Source organism: Enterococcus sp. JM9B, assembly GCF_009933265.1.
GTDB lineage: Bacteria > Bacillota > Bacilli > Lactobacillales > Enterococcaceae > Enterococcus_C > Enterococcus_C songbeiensis.
This window is the reverse complement of the sequence record NZ_MAEK01000001.1, coordinates 1-22,973: the sequence shown is the minus strand read 5'-3', so window position 1 is coordinate 22,973 and position 22,973 is coordinate 1. Positions and strand designations below refer to the sequence as shown.

The 22,973-nt window shown below is 39.1% G+C and carries 22 protein-coding genes; 1 reads left to right on the top strand and 21 read right to left on the bottom strand.

Going from position 1 to position 22,973, the window contains the following annotated elements:
- Positions 1-201: 201 nt before the first annotated feature.
- Positions 202-483, bottom strand: coding sequence for a hypothetical protein (locus BAU16_RS00105; protein ID WP_161526138.1), 282 nt, complete (start codon positions 481-483; stop codon positions 202-204).
- A gap of 199 nt (positions 484-682) precedes the next feature.
- A complete protein-coding gene (locus tag BAU16_RS00100) occupies positions 683-1,972 on the bottom strand; it encodes an MFS transporter (RefSeq protein ID WP_161526137.1) in 1,290 nt (429 codons plus the stop codon).
- 310 nt (positions 1,973-2,282) lie between these two features.
- Between BAU16_RS00100 and BAU16_RS00095 the strand changes: the two genes are divergently transcribed.
- Positions 2,283-2,666, top strand: coding sequence for a VOC family protein (locus BAU16_RS00095; RefSeq protein ID WP_161526139.1), 384 nt, complete (start codon positions 2,283-2,285; stop codon positions 2,664-2,666).
- A 49-nt stretch (positions 2,667-2,715) separates the two neighbouring features.
- On the opposite strand, the gene BAU16_RS00090 is transcribed toward BAU16_RS00095, so the two are convergent.
- The 19 genes from BAU16_RS00090 to BAU16_RS13630 all read right to left on the bottom strand — a co-directional run.
- Entirely contained in the window at positions 2,716-3,810 is a 1,095-nt protein-coding gene (locus BAU16_RS00090; RefSeq protein WP_161526136.1) for a winged helix DNA-binding domain-containing protein, read from the bottom strand.
- Positions 3,811-3,924: 114 nt separating this feature from the next.
- Positions 3,925-5,151 (bottom strand): serine/threonine transporter SstT, encoded by a 1,227-nt coding sequence (gene sstT, locus BAU16_RS00085; RefSeq protein ID WP_048603536.1) that lies wholly within the window; start codon positions 5,149-5,151, stop codon positions 3,925-3,927.
- Between the two features lie 146 nt (positions 5,152-5,297).
- Positions 5,298-6,722, bottom strand: a complete 1,425-nt coding sequence (locus tag BAU16_RS00080) for an ABC transporter permease (RefSeq protein WP_161526135.1) — start codon at positions 6,720-6,722, stop codon at positions 5,298-5,300.
- A complete protein-coding gene (locus BAU16_RS00075; protein ID WP_161526134.1) occupies positions 6,707-8,026 on the bottom strand; it encodes an FtsX-like permease family protein in 1,320 nt (439 codons plus the stop codon). Before BAU16_RS00075 ends, BAU16_RS00080 begins: the two co-directional genes overlap by 16 nt.
- Positions 8,027-8,278: 252 nt before the next feature.
- The gene (locus BAU16_RS00070; RefSeq protein WP_161526133.1) at positions 8,279-8,692 is read right to left on the bottom strand and encodes a cupin domain-containing protein; all 414 of its coding nucleotides are present in this window, start codon (positions 8,690-8,692) and stop codon (positions 8,279-8,281) included.
- Positions 8,693-8,722: 30 nt separating this feature from the next.
- On the bottom strand, positions 8,723-9,460 hold the full coding sequence (locus tag BAU16_RS00065; protein WP_161526132.1) for an SDR family oxidoreductase: 738 nt from the start codon (positions 9,458-9,460) through the stop codon (positions 8,723-8,725).
- An 18-nt stretch (positions 9,461-9,478) separates the two neighbouring features.
- The gene (locus BAU16_RS00060; protein WP_161526131.1) at positions 9,479-9,796 is read right to left on the bottom strand and encodes a carboxymuconolactone decarboxylase family protein; all 318 of its coding nucleotides are present in this window, start codon (positions 9,794-9,796) and stop codon (positions 9,479-9,481) included.
- Positions 9,797-9,801: 5 nt separating this feature from the next.
- The gene (locus BAU16_RS00055) at positions 9,802-10,335 is read right to left on the bottom strand and encodes a flavodoxin (RefSeq protein WP_161526130.1); all 534 of its coding nucleotides are present in this window, start codon (positions 10,333-10,335) and stop codon (positions 9,802-9,804) included.
- Positions 10,336-10,453: 118 nt separating this feature from the next.
- Positions 10,454-11,338 (bottom strand): LysR family transcriptional regulator, encoded by an 885-nt coding sequence (locus BAU16_RS00050; protein ID WP_161526129.1) that lies wholly within the window; start codon positions 11,336-11,338, stop codon positions 10,454-10,456.
- A gap of 369 nt (positions 11,339-11,707) precedes the next feature.
- Positions 11,708-12,679, bottom strand: coding sequence for a TDT family transporter (locus tag BAU16_RS00045; RefSeq protein WP_161526128.1), 972 nt, complete (start codon positions 12,677-12,679; stop codon positions 11,708-11,710).
- A gap of 207 nt (positions 12,680-12,886) precedes the next feature.
- Entirely contained in the window at positions 12,887-13,273 is a 387-nt protein-coding gene (locus BAU16_RS00040) for a type II toxin-antitoxin system HicB family antitoxin (protein WP_161526127.1), read from the bottom strand.
- Between the two features lie 39 nt (positions 13,274-13,312).
- Complete coding sequence (locus tag BAU16_RS00035) at positions 13,313-13,510, bottom strand: type II toxin-antitoxin system HicA family toxin (protein WP_161526126.1); 198 nt, start codon at positions 13,508-13,510, stop codon at positions 13,313-13,315.
- Positions 13,511-13,664: 154 nt separating this feature from the next.
- Positions 13,665-16,361, bottom strand: coding sequence for a bifunctional acetaldehyde-CoA/alcohol dehydrogenase (gene adhE / locus BAU16_RS00030; protein WP_161526125.1), 2,697 nt, complete (start codon positions 16,359-16,361; stop codon positions 13,665-13,667).
- A gap of 230 nt (positions 16,362-16,591) precedes the next feature.
- Positions 16,592-17,605: a branched-chain amino acid aminotransferase gene (locus tag BAU16_RS00025; protein WP_161526124.1), complete on the bottom strand. Its 1,014-nt coding sequence runs from the start codon at positions 17,603-17,605 to the stop codon at positions 16,592-16,594.
- A 92-nt stretch (positions 17,606-17,697) separates the two neighbouring features.
- Positions 17,698-18,957: a threonine ammonia-lyase IlvA gene (gene ilvA / locus BAU16_RS00020; RefSeq protein ID WP_161526123.1), complete on the bottom strand. Its 1,260-nt coding sequence runs from the start codon at positions 18,955-18,957 to the stop codon at positions 17,698-17,700.
- Positions 18,958-18,976: 19 nt separating this feature from the next.
- Entirely contained in the window at positions 18,977-19,969 is a 993-nt protein-coding gene (ilvC, locus tag BAU16_RS00015; RefSeq protein ID WP_048603548.1) for a ketol-acid reductoisomerase, read from the bottom strand.
- Between the two features lie 55 nt (positions 19,970-20,024).
- On the bottom strand, positions 20,025-20,504 hold the full coding sequence (gene ilvN, locus BAU16_RS00010; protein WP_048603549.1) for an acetolactate synthase small subunit: 480 nt from the start codon (positions 20,502-20,504) through the stop codon (positions 20,025-20,027).
- Positions 20,505-22,181 (bottom strand): biosynthetic-type acetolactate synthase large subunit, encoded by a 1,677-nt coding sequence (gene ilvB, locus BAU16_RS00005; protein WP_161526122.1) that lies wholly within the window; start codon positions 22,179-22,181, stop codon positions 20,505-20,507.
- 602 nt (positions 22,182-22,783) lie between these two features.
- A partial coding sequence (locus BAU16_RS13630; RefSeq protein WP_237579189.1) for a hypothetical protein occupies positions 22,784-22,973 on the bottom strand: 190 nt, incomplete at its 5' end.

Below are 22,973 nucleotides of genomic sequence, written 5' to 3'. Positions count from 1 at the left end.
CACGTTCATTTGTGAGTTTAAGTTTCCTTGGTTAGCTTGTAATGTAGCCATTGAGAAGAACCCCTTTCTTTGGTTAGGTTTTGGCGATTTAACCATAGCAGATTGGGGTTCTTTTTGTACACTCAAAAGGTGTTGGGGAATAAAACAATAAACAGCGTTAGGACAATGTTTAAATAGCATTTCAAAAAAGCTATGAATTATTCAGGTCTTAATATCTTTTCTAAGTATTTCTTGAGTTGACGTATCTATATTAAAACTATGAGGCGAAAAAATTAATTTATCCTGATAAAAGAACAGATGTCCGCCAACTGCCTCTTTTTCAAATTTATTTTGTATGATTTTCTTTGTACTGATAAAGGGTTCATTACTTAAAGACGCTTCCACTCCATCATCGTCCGCAATCTGTTTCCATTCCCGAAAAAGATTTGCTCTAACTTTTAGCAACAATAATTCTGATTGATCTTGATAGTTATTTTTTGTCATTACTTATCCTCAATCTTAAACTATTTTATACATCACGATTATATAAAAAACTAACTATTTTTACAGTTTTATAAACCGACTTGATCACCGGTTAGTTAAACACCAAAAACCTCTAGCAAAACTAGAGGTTTAAATCTCGTTTGATTCGTGTTGCAACAAACTCTGTAACATCATTTTGGGAATGACTATCTAACGATTCTCATTCCATTTCAGCAGCAACTTCTTCTGCTTTTTTCTTTTCAAGTTGTTCCTGCAACCGTTTGTCGTAATTTCGAGCAGCTGGTGTAAAGAAAGTAATCACACCACAAATCAATGTGCCCACACCTGCAATAACAAATATTTTTTCCACTCCGATTTTGTCTGCCAATGGGCCGGCAAAAATCAAGCCAATTGGGCCGGTAATACTCATGAGCGAATTTAAAACACCAAGAATTCGGCCTAAATATTTTGGTTCGTAACTTTGCTGGATCATCGCCATTAATAACGTATTGAAGAATGGTGTGGCAAAACCAGCAATCACATTCAAAACAACAAAATAAACAAACCCGCGATTGGTTCCCGGTAAAAGTCCGCTCAATCCAATCGTCACACCAATGACTCCGTAGGCTGCTAAAATGGGTTTCATTCGATCCGACCACTTGCCAAAAATACCAATGATTGCTCCACCACCAAGCATCCCCACTGAATAGATTACTTCAATCAAGCCCGCTTGTCCCACGGTTCCATTAAAATAATCCATGGTCATAAGCGGATATAAACTTGCAGCAGGCATAAAAATCAAAGTGAATGCAGCACCAATAATCGTGATATACCATAAACCTTTGTTTTCGGTTAATTTTTTCAAACCAAAAATTGTATCAGATAATAGATGCACTTTTTCTCCCTCAGAAATCACATGAGGAATCGTCACCATCAACAACATAGCAACACCTAAAATGGCACCCAAAACATCTACCAAAATCAAGAAATTCATTGGAATGACAGAAAATAGAAACGCACCCAGTGCAGGGGCAATAATGAAGTTCGCTGATTGAACTGTGCCAAGTTGCCCATTCACTCTCGTCAGCTGTGATTCCGGAACCATCGTCGGCAAAATAGACTGGATAGTAGGCATTTGGAATGTTTGGGCAACGGAACGAATAAACAGTGAAACATAGACGAGCCACAATGGAAAATCTTCTGAAACAGTTCCCGCAATCGATAGAAAAATCGCAAAGATTGCAACAATGATGTCGGTGATAATCAGTAATTTCTTTTTATCCCATCGGTCAATCAAGGGACCAACAAAAGGACTCAACACCACCATCGGTATCATCCCCAATAGTGTCGCAAAACTTAAAACAGTTGCTGAGCCGGTCGTTTTTGTTAAGTACCAGATAATCGAGTATTGGACAACCATACTGGTAATACCCGATAAAAATTGACCGGATAGAAAGATAAAAAAGTTTCTCCGCCAATTTTTTATTTCAAATGTCTGAGGATCTTTCATTTAAACACTCCTAAATTTATAATTTTGTTGTTGTTTTTCTATTGGAGTGTTTTCCAAATTAGAAAAACGATTATTTTGTATTAATCATGGTAGCACACAACTCTCTTTTGTTATTCTTTGTTGATTTTAGCTTAGCTGTTGGTGACTTACAAGTAAAATGCATGTGTTTTTTATTTTTAGCATTTTCCCAAATTTTTCTTTAAAAAAGTGAAAAAAATAATCTGTAGATACAAATAGTTTATTAAAATCGACCACTATGGTACAACAGAAGAGACAAAAAATAGAAACGAGGAGCTTTGATATGCCACAAATAAAAATCGACCATCTTGCGCTTTGGGTAAAAGATTTAGAAAAAATGAAAAGATTTTATCAAGATCATTTCCAGACAACTGCCTCTGATTTATACCACAATTCAAAAACAAATTTTTATTCCTACTTTTTGAGCTTTAAATCTGGAGCACGACTCGAACTAATGAATAAACCGGACCTAATTGAAAAGCAAACAGACGTCTTCGGTTATGCGCATATTGCCCTATCTGTCGGATCAAAGGAAGACGTCGATCAGTTCGCAAAGGTTTTTAAAGCAAAAAATGTGCTTTTAAATGGTCCACGCATAACAGGTGACGGCTACTATGAAGCCGTTATTCAAGATCCAGAAGGAAATCTGATCGAATTGACTGCAGAATCTCTCTGAACTTTTGCTCTCAAGTAGATTTCTCACACTGCCGTAAAAACTGCTCTCCTTAGAGCTGTGTATAGTTCACTTTGAAGTCGTCGGCTTGTAAAAAATCGGCGACTTTTTGCAATTTTTCTTCGATCTCTTTTTTAAACGAAGGAGTAATCATTTTCCAATTAAGGAGTTCAAAGGTCACCTGTTTGCCAGCCAATCGATAATTCCAGTGGCCAACAACCTCTCCTTCTACAAATATAGGTGCCATCAAAATCCCATTAACCGTCCACATGATTGATTGGTATTCTTTGGGTATCAACCAACTTTTATCGACATACCCCGTTAGTGATGCGTCAAAACGAGCCGCTAGAAAGCCCAACATCGTAAATCGTTCTGTTAACTCCGTTACTTTTTGTGAAGAATATCTCTCGATGCCAATTAAATGATTGCCTTGCCAGTCATAATTTGATGACTCTTCGGCGATTTTTTGCCAAGATTTTCTTACCCGAGAAATTTTAATTCCTGACCATCGAACAAAATCTTCAATACTTGCTGGTCCGAATCCTTTCAAATACCGAAGAATCAATTCTGAAATTGCTGTTTGCGGCTCTATCGGCTGAAACTGATCCTTTGTTGCCACCCATAATATCCAGTTTGTCAGCGATGATCCTCCGTCAAAGAAGACGACACCTTGCGCCACAAGTTCTTGGAGGATTGCATGTAAAAAGCGTCCTTCTCCGTCGTACGTTGGAAAAATCTCTTGGATCAGTTCTTCTATTTCTTTTCGTTGCCAAGAGCTTTGTGCCGGTAATCGTTTCTTTATTTTTTCAATGAGTATAAAAATCTCGTCTTTTTGTCCACGATAGTAATTAATTGGCAACTGTTCTTGTTTTCGAGCATTAATTACCAAATTCCAATCCTCGATAGTCATTAGATGGTGGGTCCACCGTTGCCCCCACGAACGTACCACCTGTTTTGTTCCATAAAGCTCAGGCAGCTCACCCCATTCACTTTTCTCGCTACGCAATGCCAGATTAAGTTCCGCCATTTTCAAATGCTGGCTTTGAATGCCTACCGTTTTTTCTAAAACTTGTTTTGGTTCACTTGGTTGCAACAGACCATTGTGAAAAAGTCTGATACTTCGTAATTGACTGGTTGTCAGTTCCATTTAGTGTACTCCTCCTACAATTTCGATTTCCTTCATTCTACAAGAAAAGACTCCCCGTTTCACTACAAATGAGTCAAACTAGGGAGTCGTTTTTCCTATTCATTTTGAATAATCTTATAATTTTGCTTCTCGTACCCGCTGATTAATATCAACTTTTTTCCCGGCACGTTGTAAATCATAAAATTCCGCTGTAGCAGTGAATAATAAATCACTGGCAGAATTCACCGCGGTTTCGACAGAATCTTGAATAACACCGATGACGAACCCGACACCTACGACTTGCATCGCAATATCATTTGAAATGTTGAAGAGGCTGCACGCTAAGGGAATCAGTAATAGACTTCCGCCAGCGATCCCGGATACACCGGTAGCAGAAATCGCCGACAATAGGCATAGCAGAAAAGCCAACGTAAAGGGAACTTGGATACCTAACGTATGAGCCGTTGCTAACGTCATAATCGAAATCGTCATCGCAGCACCTCCACTGTTAGCAGTCGCCCCTAGTGGAATTGAAATGGAGTAGGATTCCTTGTTCAGCTGCAATCGCTCTGACAGTTCCATATTAATAGGAATATTGACCGCAGAACTCCGCGTGAAGAAAGCTGGAATTCCACTTTCCTTCATACAATACAAGGTCAAAGGAAATGGATTTTGCCGTAACAGTAGAAAAACCATCAACGGATAAACCACAAACGCCACAAAAAGCATCGTTCCGACAACCAGCAAAATCAATTTTCCATAATCCGCCATCCCTCGCAAACCAATATCTGCTACTGAACGAAAGACCAGTCCAGTGATTCCGATTGGTGCCAATTGAATGACGATTTGTACGACATTGGAGATTGCTTCTGAAATATCGTTCACAACTTTTTTCGTTTGTTCACTAAATGCACGTAAACTAAAACCGATCATACAGCCCCAAACCAGAATAGCTAAATAATTTCCTTCTGCCACTGCTTGTACCGGATTCATCACAGCATTTGTCAAAATATCTGTTACGATCTCTTTCAAATTTTCTGGTGCTTGGTATTCCGTTGTCAACTCAGGTAACACCAAATTCACCGGGAAAAGATAAGAAGCCGCCACCGCAACGAGTGCCGCCACTAATGTTGCGATCAAATACAGTACCACCACTGATTTCATGTGGGTTTGGGTACCTTTTGTGTGTTTTGCTAATGATGCCACGATTAATGTAAAAACTAAAACCGGAGCAATCCCTTTTAGTGCGCCGATAAATAAATCACCTAAAATTCCGATTGGTTCCCAGGATGGAACGAGTACACCTAATAATGCCCCAAATAAAATCCCGATAATGATTTTCTGAATCAATGATAGCCCCATGAATCTCTTCAATCCAATCCCACCTTTTCATTTTATATTAATAGAAATTTTATCAAAGTTTAGTTATATTGCAAGTTTTTTCTGAAAATTCATGCACTTTTCTCATTTTTTTGTATAAAAGAAAGAAAATTCCACTGCTTTCTTGTTTAATCGTTAGACTTCAGCGCTTCGATCATATGAATACCTCGCAGTTTGTAATGCGTGACGAATGACACGATTCCTGAAAATACGAGCGTCATTACCGCCGAGATGACATATCCTTGCCAATGGATAATCATTGGAAAAACCATTAAATCAGAAGAAGCCATTGCCAAAATGAACCAGGTCAACAGATTCCCGATCAAGAAACCAAACAAAATACCAAAAAATGTGAAGATAATATTTTCACGGAGGATGTACATCGTGACTTCCTTGTCATAAAAACCTAACACCTTGATTGTTGCCAATTCACGCTCCCGCTCAGAAATATTAATATTTGTAAGATTATACAAAACAACGAAGGCCAACGTACCGGATAAAACAATAAAAATCAAAACTACCGCACCAATATTATTTGTAGCCGCTTCTTGCTTTGTCACTTGGTCACTTATAAACGTTGTATTCAAAACTTCACCTGAAGCAAGCATTTCTTTTGATAAAACAGCTTCTTGTTTATTCGTCAAAGAGGCTTTTACTAAATAGCCATTGATTCCAGCAGCTTCCTGCGCTACTTTTTTATAATAATCGGCGCTGAGATACACATTATGCCCTAAATAATTTTCTGTAATGCCTGCAACTTTTAAGGGGTACTCCTTACCGTCTGATTCCATAGTAATGACTTCCCCTACGTCGACTTGATAAATCTCTGCCAAACGTTGACTGATAATCGCCCCGTCATTCGTCAATTTTTTTGCTGATTGTTTCGTTTGCGGCAAAATGGAAATAAATTTTGTAAAATGCTGCAAATCATCTGTCACAAATAAACTTGCCGTTTGATTGCTGCTTTTTCTTCTAAAGTTGACCTGTTCGGTGAATATCGGTAAAAATTCAGACACCCTGTTATCTGCTAAAAGCTGTTCTACTTTATTATTTTTTTGATTGTTTTGTTCATTAAGAGTGATGATTGCCTGATAGTGCGCTAATTGTGTGATTTGTTTTTTAGCTGGTGCACTGATGGAATCATTTAGACCAAATCCTGCCAACATCAACCCGCTACAGCCTGCGATGCCCAGTATCGTCAGAATCATCCGCGCTTTATAACGAAATAAGTTGCGGTAAGTTACCTTTTGATTAAAACTCATTCTTGTCCAGATTGGCGTAGCCCGTTCTAAGAAAACCCGTTGCCCTTCTTTAGGCGCTTTAGGTAGTAAAAGCTCCGCAGGTTTTTCCCGAAAATCTTTGATCAAAACGATAAAAGAAGAACCCAGTGTAGCCAATAAAGCCGCCGCAACAGCAATTCCAATCGGGAGTATAAAGTAATTTGTTGTGAAATCTGTAAAAATATATTGATCTTGCATCATTTGAAATACAATTCTCGGTAATCCTTTTGAACCAGCAATTACACCAAATGTGGTTCCTAATGTCGCTGCCAATAACGCATACAGGATGTATTTACTCGCAATTTCGGCCGGATGATACCCAGAGCTTTCAACGTTCCAATTTCCTTGCGGTTTTCTTCGATCATGCGTGTCATAGTAGTAAAAGTAATCAAAATAGCGATAAAAAAGAAAAATACCGGAAAAACGTTGGCAATCGCATCAATACGATCCGAAAGGCTTTGGTATTCACTGTATCCGGGATTACTACTGCGATTATTTATCAGATAACTAGGTGTAGCCATCTCAGCCGTTTCTTCTTTTGCTTCACTGATTTTTTTCTTTCCTTCAGCTAATTTTTCTTGATTTTTAGTGAGCGCCGCTTGCTGATTCTCCAAGTCTTCCTGTGCTTGAGTTATTTGTTGTTGTGCATCGGCAAATTGGGCTTCCACAAGTTCTGCTCCCACTTGCTGAGAAATACTTGCTTTTTGAGCGTCCAATTGTGCCTGCTGATTTTCTAATTGTAGCCTTCCTTGTTCCATCCGTTCCTGAGCTGCTGTCAGCGTTTCTTCATTCGCTGTCAGCTCTTGTTCCTGCTCCTTGATTGTTGTCAACGCAACTTCTTGCAACTCCTGCCTACGTTGTTTTTTACGAGTAGCAAAAGCTGTTTCTATTTTTTCAACTTTTTTATCGAGAGCCCGTTGGTATTCTTCCGAAAAACTATTTTTAGACAAATCATCAAAGGAAAGAAACAAGATAGAATAGGCCTCTGCTTGAAAAGCTTCCTCTGGCAGATACATAAATCCATCTAGCTGCCCATCGCCAATCGTGGTGATTCCTCGTTCCAAATTATCAATATAAATCGGCGAACGGACGTAACCGACAATTTTGTATTTTCCATCTTTGAGTTGCTCATCTTCTATGGAAAGAGTCGTGCCTAGAGGATAACTTGCTTTTAACTCTTGGTCCACAACGACTTCATTGGCTTTCGGAAATTTTCCCTCCATCAATTGCAGCTGATTTTGCCGGTCTTCGTGATAGGAATACAGTTGTATGTTTAGTTGCTTTGAATTTTCTAAATAAGGCAGGCTAAAACCCAATTCCGCTTGGGTTCCTTCAATTGACTCTGCAATTTTTTTGTCTTTTTCAGTCAAGCCACCTGTTGAAATTACTTGTAAATCAGATAATTTTGCTGGTTCAACCAAATTTTCTGCTGTTTGTTCCAAATTTGGTCCCACGGATTTGATTCCGACAAAAAGTAAAACGCCCATAAATATAATCAAAACGATTGCAATAAAACGACCAAATGAATAACGAATATCTCGGAATGTCGAGCGTAGGTAAACATGATTTTTTTTCAATTTATTGCCTCCACTTTGCCTATTTCAGTCATTCTCATTTTGAGAATTTTTGCTATTTAGATTCTCATAAGCCCTGCTTTTGATTATACCTCATGGATACTACGATAGGTGAAGAAATCTTAAATCTTCGTGGTGTTGCTTCATATTTTCTACTGACTTTTTTATAACAAAAAAACTGAACAAGAAGGAACCTGACTCCCCTTTGTTCAGCTCGAATACTTCAAAAATTTTTTTGATTTATTTTATATCCGGTTACTTTTCCAATTTTTCATAGGCTTCATCAGTGACTTCTTCACACCATTCTGCAGTACCGGCTGTGATGGCAAGATGAGCAAACCAACTATCCTTTGTGGCACCATGCCAATGCTTAATACCATCTTTGATTACGACTACATCTCCAGCCGTCAAAAATTGTGCCGCTTTACCCTCTTCCTGATACCAGCCTTCACCACCGGTTACCAATAATAATTGATACCCCTCATGATGAACATGCCAATTGTTTCGACAGCCTGGTTCAAAGGTCACGTTTCCAACATTTACACTGATCTCCGGATCGGCAACCAACATCTTTAGATAGCTTTGACCAATGAAATAGTTTGCAAATGCTTCGTTTTTATCACCGACAGAAAAAATTCCGCCCTCTTTAAGTTCCTCAAATTTTGCCATAAATTCGCTCCTCCAATTTCTTGAACACTTTTACATTACTTGCTTTGTGGGGCGAATGATTACTTCATTCCATGCAGCATCTTCTGGGAAATCAATTGCTTGTTTAATAGTCAATGCCACGCGGTCTGCAGAAATTCCATAGGCCTCATAAAAATCTTCAAAATTACTTTGAAATCCCTTATCTGTTACGGAAGTCAACAATTCTGTATTAATCGCCCCCGGAGAAACCACAGTCACTCGAATATTATCTCCGGCAACTTCTTCCCGCAATGATTCGCTGATTGCTCGAACCGCCCATTTTGTTGCAGAATAAACTGAACCTCCAGCATGGGCAAAGTGTCCAGCAACGGAAGAAATATTAATGAATTGCCCAGCTTTTTGTTTCGTCATGAATGGCAACGCCGCACCAATTCCATAGAGAGTACCTTTGATATTGATATCGATCATGGCATCCCAGTCGGTAATTTTCTTTTGGATCAATAATGACTGCGGCATGATTCCTGCATTATTTAACCAGACATCAATGCGACCATATGTATCGATCGCTAATTTTGCCAATGCTTCCACCTGCTCTACTTTCGTCACATCGGTTACCGCATAAACAGCTTCACCGCCATTTTCTTTTACTGTTTCAACTAGTTCCTGCAGTAGGTTTTCACGCCGAGCGGCAAGAACTAATTTTGCTCCATCTTTTGCTAAAATTTCGGCTGTCGCTTTACCAATTCCACTTGAAGCACCTGTGATAACAATTACTTTTGATTCTGACATATAAATTTCCTCTTTTCTTTACTTTTGATAAATTTCTTTTGCAAGGTTGAAAGCTGACCACGCTTTAGGCCAACCAACATAAAATGCTAAATGTGTGATGACTTCAGAGATTTCTTCTTTGGTAATCCCGTTTGTTTTACCTATCTGTAAATGTGCGGGTAGTTGTTCAAAATTCCCGGCTGAAATCAGCGCCGAAATAGTTATCAGGCTTCTTTGATGTGGGGCAAGTTCTTCCTCCCGGGACCAGACCTCCCCAAATAAAACATCGTCATTTAATTCTGCAAATTTTGGTGCAAATTCACCTAAATTATCTCTACCTACTGTTTGCTTTGCCATAGTTTTCACTCTCTTCGTTTATTTTTTTCACAATAATATTGCTGTAACCAATTTTTGATCGCTGCATCTGATTTTGAAACCCGTGAACCACGAACAGATAACCCTGTTTTAACTTCAGCAGTAGGACAGCTCTTTGCCAAGTCCTCTAAACTGCTGCCAAATGCACTGCCCTCGTGGGTACAAAATGGATAAATCACTTTCCCATCCAATAAACCCGAGGTCAAAAAGCTAGCCACCGGCATTGGAAAAGTTCCCCACCAATTGGGAAAACCTAGGAAAATCGTTTTCTCCTCCTGAAAATCCAAGGAAATTGGTTTTATTTCAGGACGACTTTGTTGTTCTTTTTCCTTTTTTACACGAGCGACTGTCTCGCTGTATGCTATTGGATAAGGAAGAGTTGGTTCAATCGCAAATGTCGGTATGCTTAACTTTTTAGCAATCTTTTTTGCCAGCACTTCCGTATTTCCTCTTATAATATTTTGTGACACACCCTCGATCAAATTTTCTCCGGCTCTTGAAAAATAAATCACTGCCGTCACACGCTCACCCTCTTTCGTAAAAAAACTGTAAGCTATCCTCTACACTTGATAGCTTACAGTTTTTTGTTAGAAATATATAATGCTTAGTTAGACAACCATTCATGCTTTTAAAGCATACTTAATTGTTAAAAGCTTTCTTGAAACGGGAAATCAGTTCATTTACCGGTGGTGACAGGACACGATTCTTTTTCCAAACGAGGACACAGTTCGTCTCGATGGTTGGCTCTAAGGGAATAAATTTTAAGGTATCCATTTTACGATTTGAAACAGAGCCCTCAATCGTAATTGCCGATCCCACCCGATTATCTACTAAAGAAAAAACATTGAAGATTAAATTATAAGTCCCGACAATCGTTAATTTATCGATTTCCGTTTCCAACCAATCAGAAAGCATGTTCTGAACTTCGGGTCTTTGAGAAATCAATAACGGAATACCATAGACATCCTCTTTTTTTAGCGTTTCCTTCTGTGCAAGAAATGATTCTGCGGAAGTTAACAATCCCCATTTTTCCTTTCTGGGCAAAGGCACTGTGTAATAATTCTCCGTTGCGATAGGCTCAAGTAAAATTGCTAAGTCCAATAATCCTTTTTCAAGGCGATCGGTGATATCGTCACTGGTACCGCTGTGAATATGAAAATGAACTTGAGGAAAATCGCTGATAAATTCCTCCAACATCATCGCCAACGTGTCTGAATTGTCTGCTTCCACACAACCGATTGTAAAACGACCACTAAAGAGCTCCTTTTTTCGATCTTCGAATTCTTTTGTGGTTTGATCTGTTAAATGTATGATTTCTTCACTGCGACTCTTTAAAAATCGACCAGCTTCTGTTAAAACCATTTTTCGTTTTTCTCGGACAAAGAGTGCCGTTCCCAGTTCATCCTCCAGCTCTTTTAACTGCCGACTCAATGTAGGTTGAGTGATATGTAAAACTTCAGCAGCCTGAGAAATCGTTCCTTCTTCGGCAATCGTCCAAAAATATTTTAGCAAACGTAATTCCATTTCTTACTCCTTGTGTTTGTTTTCCTACTATAATTATACCGTTTTTTAGTGAATTAATCGTGCTTATCCACTACGAAATGAGAAAAATGATAGGAAAGTAAAATTATATTGGAACGAAAAAATACTTGCTGAATCCTTTTTTGCATAATTGAAGAAATTTAATTTGCGATTCCCGCAATCAAAAAAATTTGCATTATTTTTACTAAGTATTTCCCTTTCTATTTTAGGTGAAAAAAGCAGTCGACAAATTTAATAGTCGACTGCTTTTTCTTTCTCTCTTTCTCGATTTGGAGCTGTTGAACTGTTATTATTGCAGTTCTCAAATTCAGTACTGAAAATCTCGCTCTACCCTGTTTAATCCACGTTTTCTCAGTTTTCAGCAGGATCTGCCACCTCTTGTCCTGTTGGTTCCTTAGCGGTTGAAGAAAAAAAAATACCATAACGAGCCAATACATACAAAACAATCGCTACAGCAATTCCCATCTCAATAACCACCAAAATCGGTAAAAACCCGGTGTCTACTTGGTGAATAAATAAAAATTTCTGCACTTGAAAACATGCGGTTGCTGAAATTACCAATGGAAATGTAAATGCAGCATAACTCGGAAAGAATGGGATTTTTAACAGCCTTTTTCCTTGAAATAAAACCAAAAAGTACAATATTTGAGATAAAAAGAACAAGCTTAAAACCAAAAATTCTGACGGCTGTGTCACTATTTTTAGATATCCCGTCAAACACAAGGAGCCAGGAGCTGCAATAATTGTGGTTAAAGGCAAGGTCGCTTGAGGCATTTTTTTAAAGATAAACACCCGATACAAGATAAACGGCAATAAAGCCAAATACAGAACCAATCCCACCCAAAACATTACTTGTCCGACGATTGGATAAAACTTCCCTGCGGTCACAGAGATGACACCAATACCAACATAAACGATAAACCAGCTGGGAAATAAATTTTCCCATTGGAATTTTTTGGAGACTACAAAACGCCATGTAAAATAGAACATCAATCCCCAATGAAGACCTACCAACAATAACCACACGTAACGAATTTGCTGAGAGATTATCGGAAAATCGGTAAGATAGGTACAAATCACCATCAATGCCATCGTAAAGGTCGGTGCTACTGAAGCAATCACCGGCTGCTGCAATTCTTTTGCAATTTCTTTTGGATAAAAAATTAGTTTTCCAAAAATCAGCAGCATCAAAATACCGCCGATAATTCCCAATCCGGTGCCAAACACAACTAATCCAGCTTCCTTCAACAAATTTCCTAGTGAAACCAGAGCTAAAATCAATCCACACATTGGGATCGGTACAATTCTTATTAATTTTTTCATCAAATCCACCTTTGTGTTTAAATTCACATTTATTATAGGTGATTTAACCACTAATTGAAATATCCCTTTGCAAAGAAAAACCGATAGCTAGTATCAAAAAATAGAATGTATGCCGTTACATTTTTAGTCTTTTGTTTTTAGAATTTACAAACAAAAAATCAGCCCAAAATGAGCTGATTTTTTAATTATCTATAGCTATTCTTAGAATCAGACACCTAATTTTTCCATCAGTGCTTCTGTCATTGTTTTAGAAAAATTGACTCCTTCTTTTTCAGCTCTGACATTCAACCAGTGCGGAATCTTAATTGTTTTCTTATCTGGATTCGTTTCTTGTAAATAATCAGATAGGTCTACAGAAACAAGACTCACAAACTGTTTTTTTTCATCGATTTTAATACTATTAATTGGTGTAGGTTCTGGTAGCGGTACACCATTTTCGATATTCCATGCCAGCTGAATACCCAACTCATCTGATGCCATTTCTAACGCTTCTATGAGATTGTTTCCCTGTGTTGTGGCGCCCTCGATATCTGGGAAAAAAATTCCATATCCTACAGGGTCATTCTCGAAAACTGCCGGATAAATCTTAATCATACTAACCAGTCCTTTCCTAATTTGGGAAAGAGGAAATTTTTATTTTCCTCTATATTTCCGCAAGGCTTTCTTTAAAGTGTCCTCGACCCGCATGGATATTTCTTTGTTGTGGCTAGGTAATGTGATGGGCCTTTCACCTGCTTTACTAAATTTACGGTGTGACCCTTTACCACCACTAACTTCAATAAATCCAATTGATTTAAGTAACTTTTCAGCCTGTTTTACAGTCATCGGCATTGTGAATGATACCTCCTGACAAAAATATTATAGCACGTACTGGGCGTACTATCAAGATTTAGAATTTTTAGAAAAAGAAAGAACCACTCGACAATCAAGTGGTCCATTTCTTTCTATTCAAGCAGCAACAATTATTAAATCAACCGATTATCCTCTAGAATTGATCCACCAATAATTGACGAATTTCACTTAGACTTGGTTGGCGTGGATTTGCTGAGGTACATTGATCGTTGTAAATTAGATCAACTAATTTATCGACTGACTGATCAAATTGTTCACGCGTAACACCGTTTGCTGAAAGTCGAGGATCAACTTCCAACTTCTTCGCTAATGCATCGATTTTATCGCACAATGCCTCTACTAATTCTCCATCGTTATTTCCCTTAAGTCCTAAAGCCCGGGCAATATCTGCATAATCTTTTTGGCCGCGATACACTTCATAACGTGGATAAGGGGTACGTTTCACTTTACCGGTTGCGCCATTAAAACGAACAACATGTTTCATTGCGATCGTAATCGCTAAACCATGTGGCAAACCAAACTCGCCACCTGTTTTATGGGCGATGGAGTGATTGATTCCAAGAAATGCATTTGCAAAAGCCATTCCACCAAGAGTTGCAGCATAATGCATGTTAACGCGCGCTGTTTCCCCAGCCAAGGTTGGATTTTTAGGATCAAATTTATAGGATTCTTCTAAGTTTTCAAAAACCAACTTGATTGCTTGCATCGACCATGGACGGGTGAAATCAGAAGCCATGACAGAAACATAGGATTCTAACGCATGAGACAATGTATCCAAACCAGATAATGCCACCGTCCGTCTTGGAACAGTCAATACAAATTCTGGATCAACAATAGCAACTTGTGGTGTCAATTCATAATCTGTTAATGGGTATTTCACGTGAGTATTATCATCGGTAATAACTGAATAGGGTGTTACTTCTGAACCAGTTCCGGAAGTGGTTGGAATTGCCACCAATTTTGTTTCTGTTTGATGATGGAAACGCACAATCCGTTTTCTGATATCAATAAATTTTTGTTGCAATTGGAAGAACAAGTCGCTGACTTTTTCATAGCTGTCTAAGAAGCCAGCTTCTTGATCCAATGAATATTCATATATGAAACGAGCAATTTTCGCTGCATCTAGAGCAGAACCACCACCGATGGCAATAATCGTATCTGGTTTAAATTCGCTCATTTGTTTAGCAATTTCAATCGTTTGACCTAATGTTGGGTCTGGTTGTACCGTCCCATAAATTGCAGTCTTCACTTGATTGTCCCGTAAATCTAATTGTTGATAAACCGTATCAACAAATCCAAATTGGACCATTCCGGGATCGGCTACGATAAAGGCACGTTCAATATTTTCTACTTCATCTTGTAAGTAGGAGATCGCATTTTTTTCGTAATATATTTTTTCTGGTAAACGAACCCATTGTGGACGATTTCTTCTTTTAGCAACGGTTTTTACGTTCAATAGGTCGGAAGTCGATAAGTTATGTGACAATGAATTTTTCCCCCATGATCCTGTTCCTAAAGTTAAGCTTGCCCGCAAGCCATCTGTATAGATGTCACCAATTCCACCGATGGAATCTGGTTGGTTCACCAAAATTCGGGCTGCATTCGTTTTGTCTGCAAATTCTTTAACAAAAGGATCTGCTTGAGAACCGATTTGAATCGCAGCATTATGACCTGCACCTTGATAATCCAAAAGTTTAGCAACAATAGCAATCCCATCTTGACGATCTTTTGCTTTGTAAACAGATAGTAGAGGTGATAGTTTTTCGGAAGAAAGTTTTTCTCCAATGTTTTTTGGATCTAATTCAAACAACATCACATCTTTATCTTCTGGAAATTCGATTCCTGCATTATCTGCGATCCAACGAGCAGACATTCCGGCAACAGCACCGTTCACACCATGATTCGCATTAAAAACAAAATCTGCTAAAGCTTGATAATCTTTTTTCGGAACAAGGTAAGCACCTTTTTCCAACATTTTTTCCAGCCATTCATTATAAATCGGTGCTTCAACGACAACGGAATTTTCGGTTGCACAAATCATTCCATTATCAAAACGTTTAGATAGAAGCAAATCTTCCACTGCACGATCAAGATACGCCGTATGATCGACATAAACAGCACCATTTCCGGCACCAACACCCATTGAAGGATTTCCGGATTTCAAAGCGGCATTAACCATTCCAGGTCCGCCTGTTGCAAGGATTGAAGCAATGTTAGGGTTTTGGATCAATGCTGATGTATTATCCAATGAAGGGGTTTCTACCCATTGAATGATATTTTCCGGTGCGCCGGCAGCCACAGCGGCTTTGTATAAAATTTCTGCCGCATGAACGGAACATTTTTGTGCTTGTGGATGAAAAGCAAAAACGATTGCATTCCGTGTTTTTAATGCCATCAATGATTTGAACATGGTAGTGGATGTTGGATTGGTTGTAGGAACAATCCCAGCTAAAACACCGAGAGGCGCTGCAATTTGTACTTGTCCAGCAATTTTATTTTCTCCAATCACACCAACTGTTTTTTCATGTTTGATTAAATTATAAATATTTTCGGTTGCAAAACGGTTTTTCGTATCTTTATCCTCTACAACGCCCCGTTTTGTTTCGTCTACTGCTTCATGAGCCAACATTAATGCAGCTTCCGAACCAGCAAGAGCAGCGGCTGCGACGATTTTGTCTACTTCAGCTTGAGAAAAGTGTGCATATACTGCTTCAGCTTCTAAGGCTTTATCCACTAATTTGCTCGTATATTCACGAGCGATATCCAAAGAAGTTTCCTTTTCATTTTTTTCAATATTTTCGTTCTTTTTCGGAACAGTTGCCTTTGCCATAATGAAATTCCTCCTGATAACTATCTTTCTGAAAACTTACAATCGATTGTCATTTCTTGCTTACACCCATATAATACACCTTGTTTTTTAATTTGCAAGATTTTTTGTGATATTTATCACAAGTTTTTTTAATTTCTTTTTTCTCTTCTTTTTCCCGAAAAATTCTTTCATTATATGCAAAAAAATGATTCATTCGATCGCTTTACGAGTCGATCAAATGAATCATTTTTCTAGACTTCTTGAATCCAACCTTCTGGTGCTTTGACATCACCAAACTGGATACCAACTAATTCGTCATATAATTTTCGTACGGTGGGCCCAACTTCTGTTTCACTGAAAAAAACATGAAATTCTTCTCCGTATTGAATTCCTCCAATTGGTGTGATAACAGCAGCAGTGCCACAGGCTCCGGCTTCTTTAAAACGTGCTAAATCATCAATGAAGACGTCTCCTTCAATCGTCGGCATTCCAAAACGTTCTTTTGCTAAATAAAGCAACGAATACTTGGTAATGGATGGTAAAATCGATTCTGATAGAGGTGTGACAAAGGTACCATCCTGAGCAATACCAAAAAAGTTAGCCGCTCCTACTTCTTCAATTTTGGTATGAGTCGCCGGATCGAGGTAAATGCAATCAGCAAAATTAGCTTTGACCGCTTCTAAATGCGGGTACAAACTACCTCCGTAATTTCCACCGACCTTGCTGGCGCCGGTTCCTACTGGAGCAGCACGGTCAAAATCTGTCACGATAAAATTGGCTGGCTTTAGCCCATCCTTGAAGTATGCCCCGACAGGTGAACAAAAGACCACAAAAAGATACTCCTCTGCCGGTTGTACGCCTAAACAATTTCCGACCCCTATCAGTAAAGGCCGAACGTAGAGTGTTGCCCCGTATCCATAAGGCGGAACAAATTCTTCATTTGCTCGTACCACTTGCTTCACGGCATCCAAAAACATTGCTTCGGGAACTTCTGGCATCAGTAATCGTTTTGCGCTACGATTCAAGCGTTGAGAATTTTGATCGGCACGAAACAACTGGATCGTCCCATCTTTTCGCCGATACGCTTTCAGTCCTTCAAAGCATTGTTGCCCATAATGTAATGCCGTTGATGCTTCACCAATTGACAATTCATTCGACTCTTGCAACGTTCCTGCCTGCCATTGCCCATCTTTAAAATGTGCAATGAATCGGTAAGGCATATTATGGTATCGAAAGCCTAAATTTGCCCAATCCATTTTCTCCATAGGTCACGCTCCTCACAATGATAAATTTATTTCTCTATCTTACCTTATTTTTATTCAAAAAGCTTCATTTTATTATTTCATATTGATTTTTACTATACTAACAATGAATAAAGTGAAGGATTTTGACTCAATTCAATAAACTTAGGATCAAATTCTGCCATTCTTGTTAAAAGTGGTTCTAGACTTTTTGGATTCTTCAATAAGACACCTAAAACGACCGGACCGGTTCCCCGATTCACCTTTTTAGTATACTCGAATCGAGTAATGTCATCTCCCTCACCTAAAATATCCGTTACAAATTCCCTTAAAGCACCTGGACGTTGCGGAAAATTCACAACAAAATAATGTTTCAAGCCTTCAAAAACCAAGGAACGCTCCTCAATTTCTGCCATTCGATTAATATCATTATTCCCACCACTGATTACACAAACAACGGTTTTTCCTTTGATTTCATTTTTGAAATTTTCTAACGCTGCTACACTCAACGCCCCTGCTGGTTCAGCGACGATTGCCTGCTTTGAATATAATTCTAGAATAGTCGAACAGACTTGACCTTCTGGAACATGTACCAATTGATCCACTGTTTTTTTGCAGATACGATACGTTAATTGCCCCACTTCTCTGACTGCTGCACCATCCACAAATTTTTCCATTTGAGCAAGTGTAACTGGTCCACCATGTTGAAAAGCCGCAGCCATTGAAGCTGCACCACTTGGCTCCACGCCGATTACTTGGGTAATTGGAGATACTGCCTTTGTATAAATGGAAACACTGCTCAACAAGCCGCCACCGCCGACTGCCGCCAAAAGAAAATCAACGGAAAGTTGTTTTTTCTTTGCTTCGTCAAAAATTTCTACAGCAGTTGTTCCTTGCCCCGCCATAATCGCATAATCGTCAAAAGGTGCGATGAAGGATTGCCCCTCTTCCGCAGCAAAGCGTTTTGCTGCGGAAGCAGAAGCATCAAAGGTATCACCAATCAATTTGACTTCGACATTTTCTCCTCCAAAAAACTCCACTTGTGAAATTTTCTGATTTGGTGTCGTTGTCGGCATAAAAATCGTTGCTTTAACATTCATCTCTTTACAAGTAAATGCTACTCCTTGTGCGTGATTGCCGGCACTAGCGCACACGATTCCCTTTTCCAAATCTTTTTTTGGCAGTTGATGGATTGCATAGTAGGCACCCCGCAATTTAAAGGAACGAACTTTTTGCAAGTCTTCTCGCTTCAAGTAAACCTGACAGTCATACTTTTCTGAAAGGTAACGATCATATTGTAAAGGTGTTTTGTTAACAACAGGGGCCAATACCTGATATGCTGCCTCGACATCTTTATAAGTTAATTCTTCTTCCATTCGCTCCTCCAACTTTCCGCTAATCTTGATTGACAAAAGGCATCATTTTACGCAATTCTGCTCCAACTTTCCCCATTGGATGGTTGGCATTTTCTTCACGAAGCTTATAAAATTCTTTGAAGCCGTTTTTGTTGTCTTCCACAAAGGATTTAGCAAATGAGCCGTTTTGGATATCAGTTAAAACTTCTTTCATATGTTTTTTTGTTTCTTCTGTGATTACTCGAGGACCAGAAACATAATCGCCGTATTCTGCCGTATTTGAGATGGAATAACGCATTTTTTCAAATCCACCTTCATAGATCAAATCCACGATCAGTTTCATTTCGTGACAAACTTCAAAATAAGCAAGTTCTGGTTGGTAGCCGGCTTCTGTTAATGTTTCGAAACCTGCTTCGATCATACTTGTTAATCCACCACAAAGCACGGCTTGTTCACCAAAAAGATCGGTTTCTGTTTCTTCCTTAAAGGTCGTTTCCAGCACACCCACCCGTGTAGCACCAATTCCTTTCGCATATGATAAAGCAACTTCACGGGCATTCCCTGTTGCGTCTTGATGAACACCAAACAACGAAGGAACGCCAAAACCTTCAGCAAATGTCCGGCGAACCAAATGTCCTGGCCCTTTAGGAGCAACAAGAAAGACATCAACATCTTTTGGCGGCTGGATTACGTCAAAATGGATATTGAATCCATGAGCAAAAGCCAGTGCATTTCCTGCTTCCAAATTTGGTGCGATTTCTTTTTCATAAAGTGTTCCTTGAACCTCGTCTGGTGCCAAAACCATCACAACATCCGCTTCTTTTACGGCTTCCGCTACGGATTTCACATCAAACCCATCATGTCGGGCAGCATTTGCTGATTTTCCTTCACGGATACCGACAACTACATTGTTGCCATTATCCCGTAAATTTTGTGCATGGGCATGTCCTTGAGAACCGTAACCAACGATTGCTACGGTTTTTCCTTCTAAATAATTTGTTGCTACTGATTCGTCATAATATACTTTTGCCATAATAAATTCCTCCAATTTTTTATCTATCTCAAAAGCAAATGCTTGTAAGAACTATTTAATTTCCTCTAGTAAAACTGGTAATTCCGGTTCGTGCTAACTGTTTCACACCATAAGAAGAAACAACATCGACAAAAGCATCGATTTTTTCGCTGGTTCCTGTTACTTGTATCACCACTGACTTCACACCCACATCGATGATATTGGCACGAAATGGATCAATGACGGATAAAAGTTCCGAGCGAATTGCTGTTGGTGCATTTACTTTAACTAATGCCAATTCTCTTTCTAAATAGGATTCATCCGTAATATCGGAAACTTTCACTACATCGATTTGTTTGTTCAACTGTTTCGTCACCTGCTCAACCTCGGCAAGAGAAGCAACATGAATCACGATTGTAATCCGTGAAAGGGTTGTTTTTTCGGTTGGTCCTACTGAGATACTGTCGATATTTACTTGTCTTCGACTCAAAACACCAGTAAAACGATTCAGTACCCCAGAATTATTTTGAACGATAGCTGTAATTATACGTCGCATTTACTCCACCCCCAGCATTTGATCATTTGGTTTTCCAGCCGGAATCATCGGCAAAACTTCTTCAGTCCCCGGTATCACTACCTCAATCAAAACTGGTGCCGATTTTTGAAAAAACGCTGCAAAATCCGTCAATTGCTCAGGATGTTCATATTTTTTTGCTTGAACTCCGTAGGCACCCGCTAATTTAATGAAATCAGGTTGGCTTTGAAATACGGATTCAGATTTTCGTCCGTTGAAAAAGCGTTCCTGCCACTGCCTCACCATTCCTAAAGAACCATTATTCAATAGGACGATCTTGATTGGTAATTGATAATCATTTAGAATTGCCAGCTCCTGACTCGTCATTTGAAAGCCGCCATCGCCGACAAACAACACAACTGTCTTATCTGGATGTGCCAATTGTGCCCCAATAGCAGCAGGAATGCCAAAACCCATTGTGCCTAAGCCACCGCTGGTAATCAGTTGATGACTATTTTTAAAAGGATAAAACTGTGCCGCCCACATTTGGTGTTGTCCTACATCTGTAACGACAATGGCTTCGCCTTTGGTCAGCTTGCCAATCTCTTCAATGATTGCTTGAGGTTTGATTTCCTCCGTATTCTCTTGATAATGAAACGGATGACGCTTTTTTCGAAGCGCGTTTAATTCTTGCCATTTAACACAAGAGACCGTGACTTCTTCTTTAAGCAAAGCTTGCAACGTGGCCTTCGCATCACCAACAATCGGTACTTGTGTCTCAATTACTTTCCCGATTTCTGCTGGGTCCACATCTACATGAGCCACGATAGCATTTGGGGCAAAGGATTGCGGCGCACTTGCCAGCCGATCATCAAAACGCGCCCCGATGTTAATCAAAAGATCACAATCCGTCAATGCCATATTGGCAGCAAAGGAACCGTGCATTCCCCCCATTCCTAAAAATAATTCATGATCTGTTGGTAAAGCACCTAGTCCCAATAAAGTGGATAACGTAGGAATGCGATATTTTTCAATAAATTGTCGAAATTCTTCGGTGGCATTCGCATAAATGATTCCTCCACCGGCTAATACTGCAGGTTTCTTTGCCTGTTGAATTGCTTCCACCAAACGGGCAATCTGTAGTTTATTGGGTTGGTACGTTGGCTGATAACTCGGTAATTTGACAGGCTCTCGGGAGGTTTTTTGAACACGACTGACGGAAAGATCTTTTGGTAAGTCAATCACTACTGGACCTTTTCTACCAGTTGTTGCAATATGAAATGCTTCATCGATAATTTTGGGTAAATCTTCTGGATAACGAACTTGATAATTGTTTTTGGTAATCGGCATTGTAATTCCCACAACATCCGCTTCTTGAAAGGCATCTTTTCCGATTCCCGGTGTCGCAACCTGTCCGGTAAATACAATCAGCGGAACCGAATCACTCATTGCATCTGCGATTCCAGTCACCGCATTTGTTGCTCCCGGCCCACTGGTTACGATAACTACTCCCGGCTTTCCGGTGGCTTTTGCATACCCTTCTGCTGCGTGAACCGCACCTTGTTCGTGTCGTGTCAAAATATGACGAAGACTATCGTCATATAGAGCATCGTACAGAGGAAGTACAGCTCCTCCCGGATAACCAAACACGGTGTCAACACCGTGTTCTTTTAGCATTTCTAATAAAATTTCAGCACCTGTATAGTCATTTTTCTCCATTGGCTGTCCTCCTTTTTCCTTCGACTGTTTCTCATTGTTTCTGTCTATATTATGATAAAAAAAAGACATCCCATTAAAATTTAATGGGATGTCTCAAATCCCATTTGATTAAGACAAACAGGACTCAAACATTAGCGATTTTTCGCAACGTTCTAAGTCCTCAAGCGTAAAATAATGACGATGTTTTTAAAATTCTTAGTCATAATGGGTAACTCCCTTTAAATAATAAATTAGAATATCATGTGGAAAAATTTGTTGAACTAAATATATACCTTGTTTTTTTAATTGTCAACACATTTTCTGAGAAATATTCTGAAAATTCCAAATTTGTTTTGGGTAATAAAATGAGTTGTTATTTTTTCAAAAGAAGATTTCCGTGCCTAACAGTAGGTGTAAATAAGAATAACAAAAAATCACCTGCAAGTAAGCGAGGAGAATCACGCTACGTTTGGAAGAAAAAGATTTAATTTTACGTCAAATCAAGTAAATCGCCCGCAGACTAGGTGTGTTGTTAAGCAAAAAATCGCTGCTGGAATTTTTGACTATCGACCAAAAGGAAAAAAAGCTGCTGAAAGAAAGCGAAATCGATGGAATAATTCTTCTCATTGACGTGGAGAGTAAAGCGCAATCCCTCCGCCCAACATAAATACAGTTTCCAGAAAAAAGCGGTCTTTCTGCAGATCGTTGGCAATAATTACCGAAGGAACAGTCAATTCCAACAAAAGAAGAGCAACAGAAATTGAAAGATTTTTTATCAGAATAAAGAAAAACGGCTCTATAATATTTAGTGTT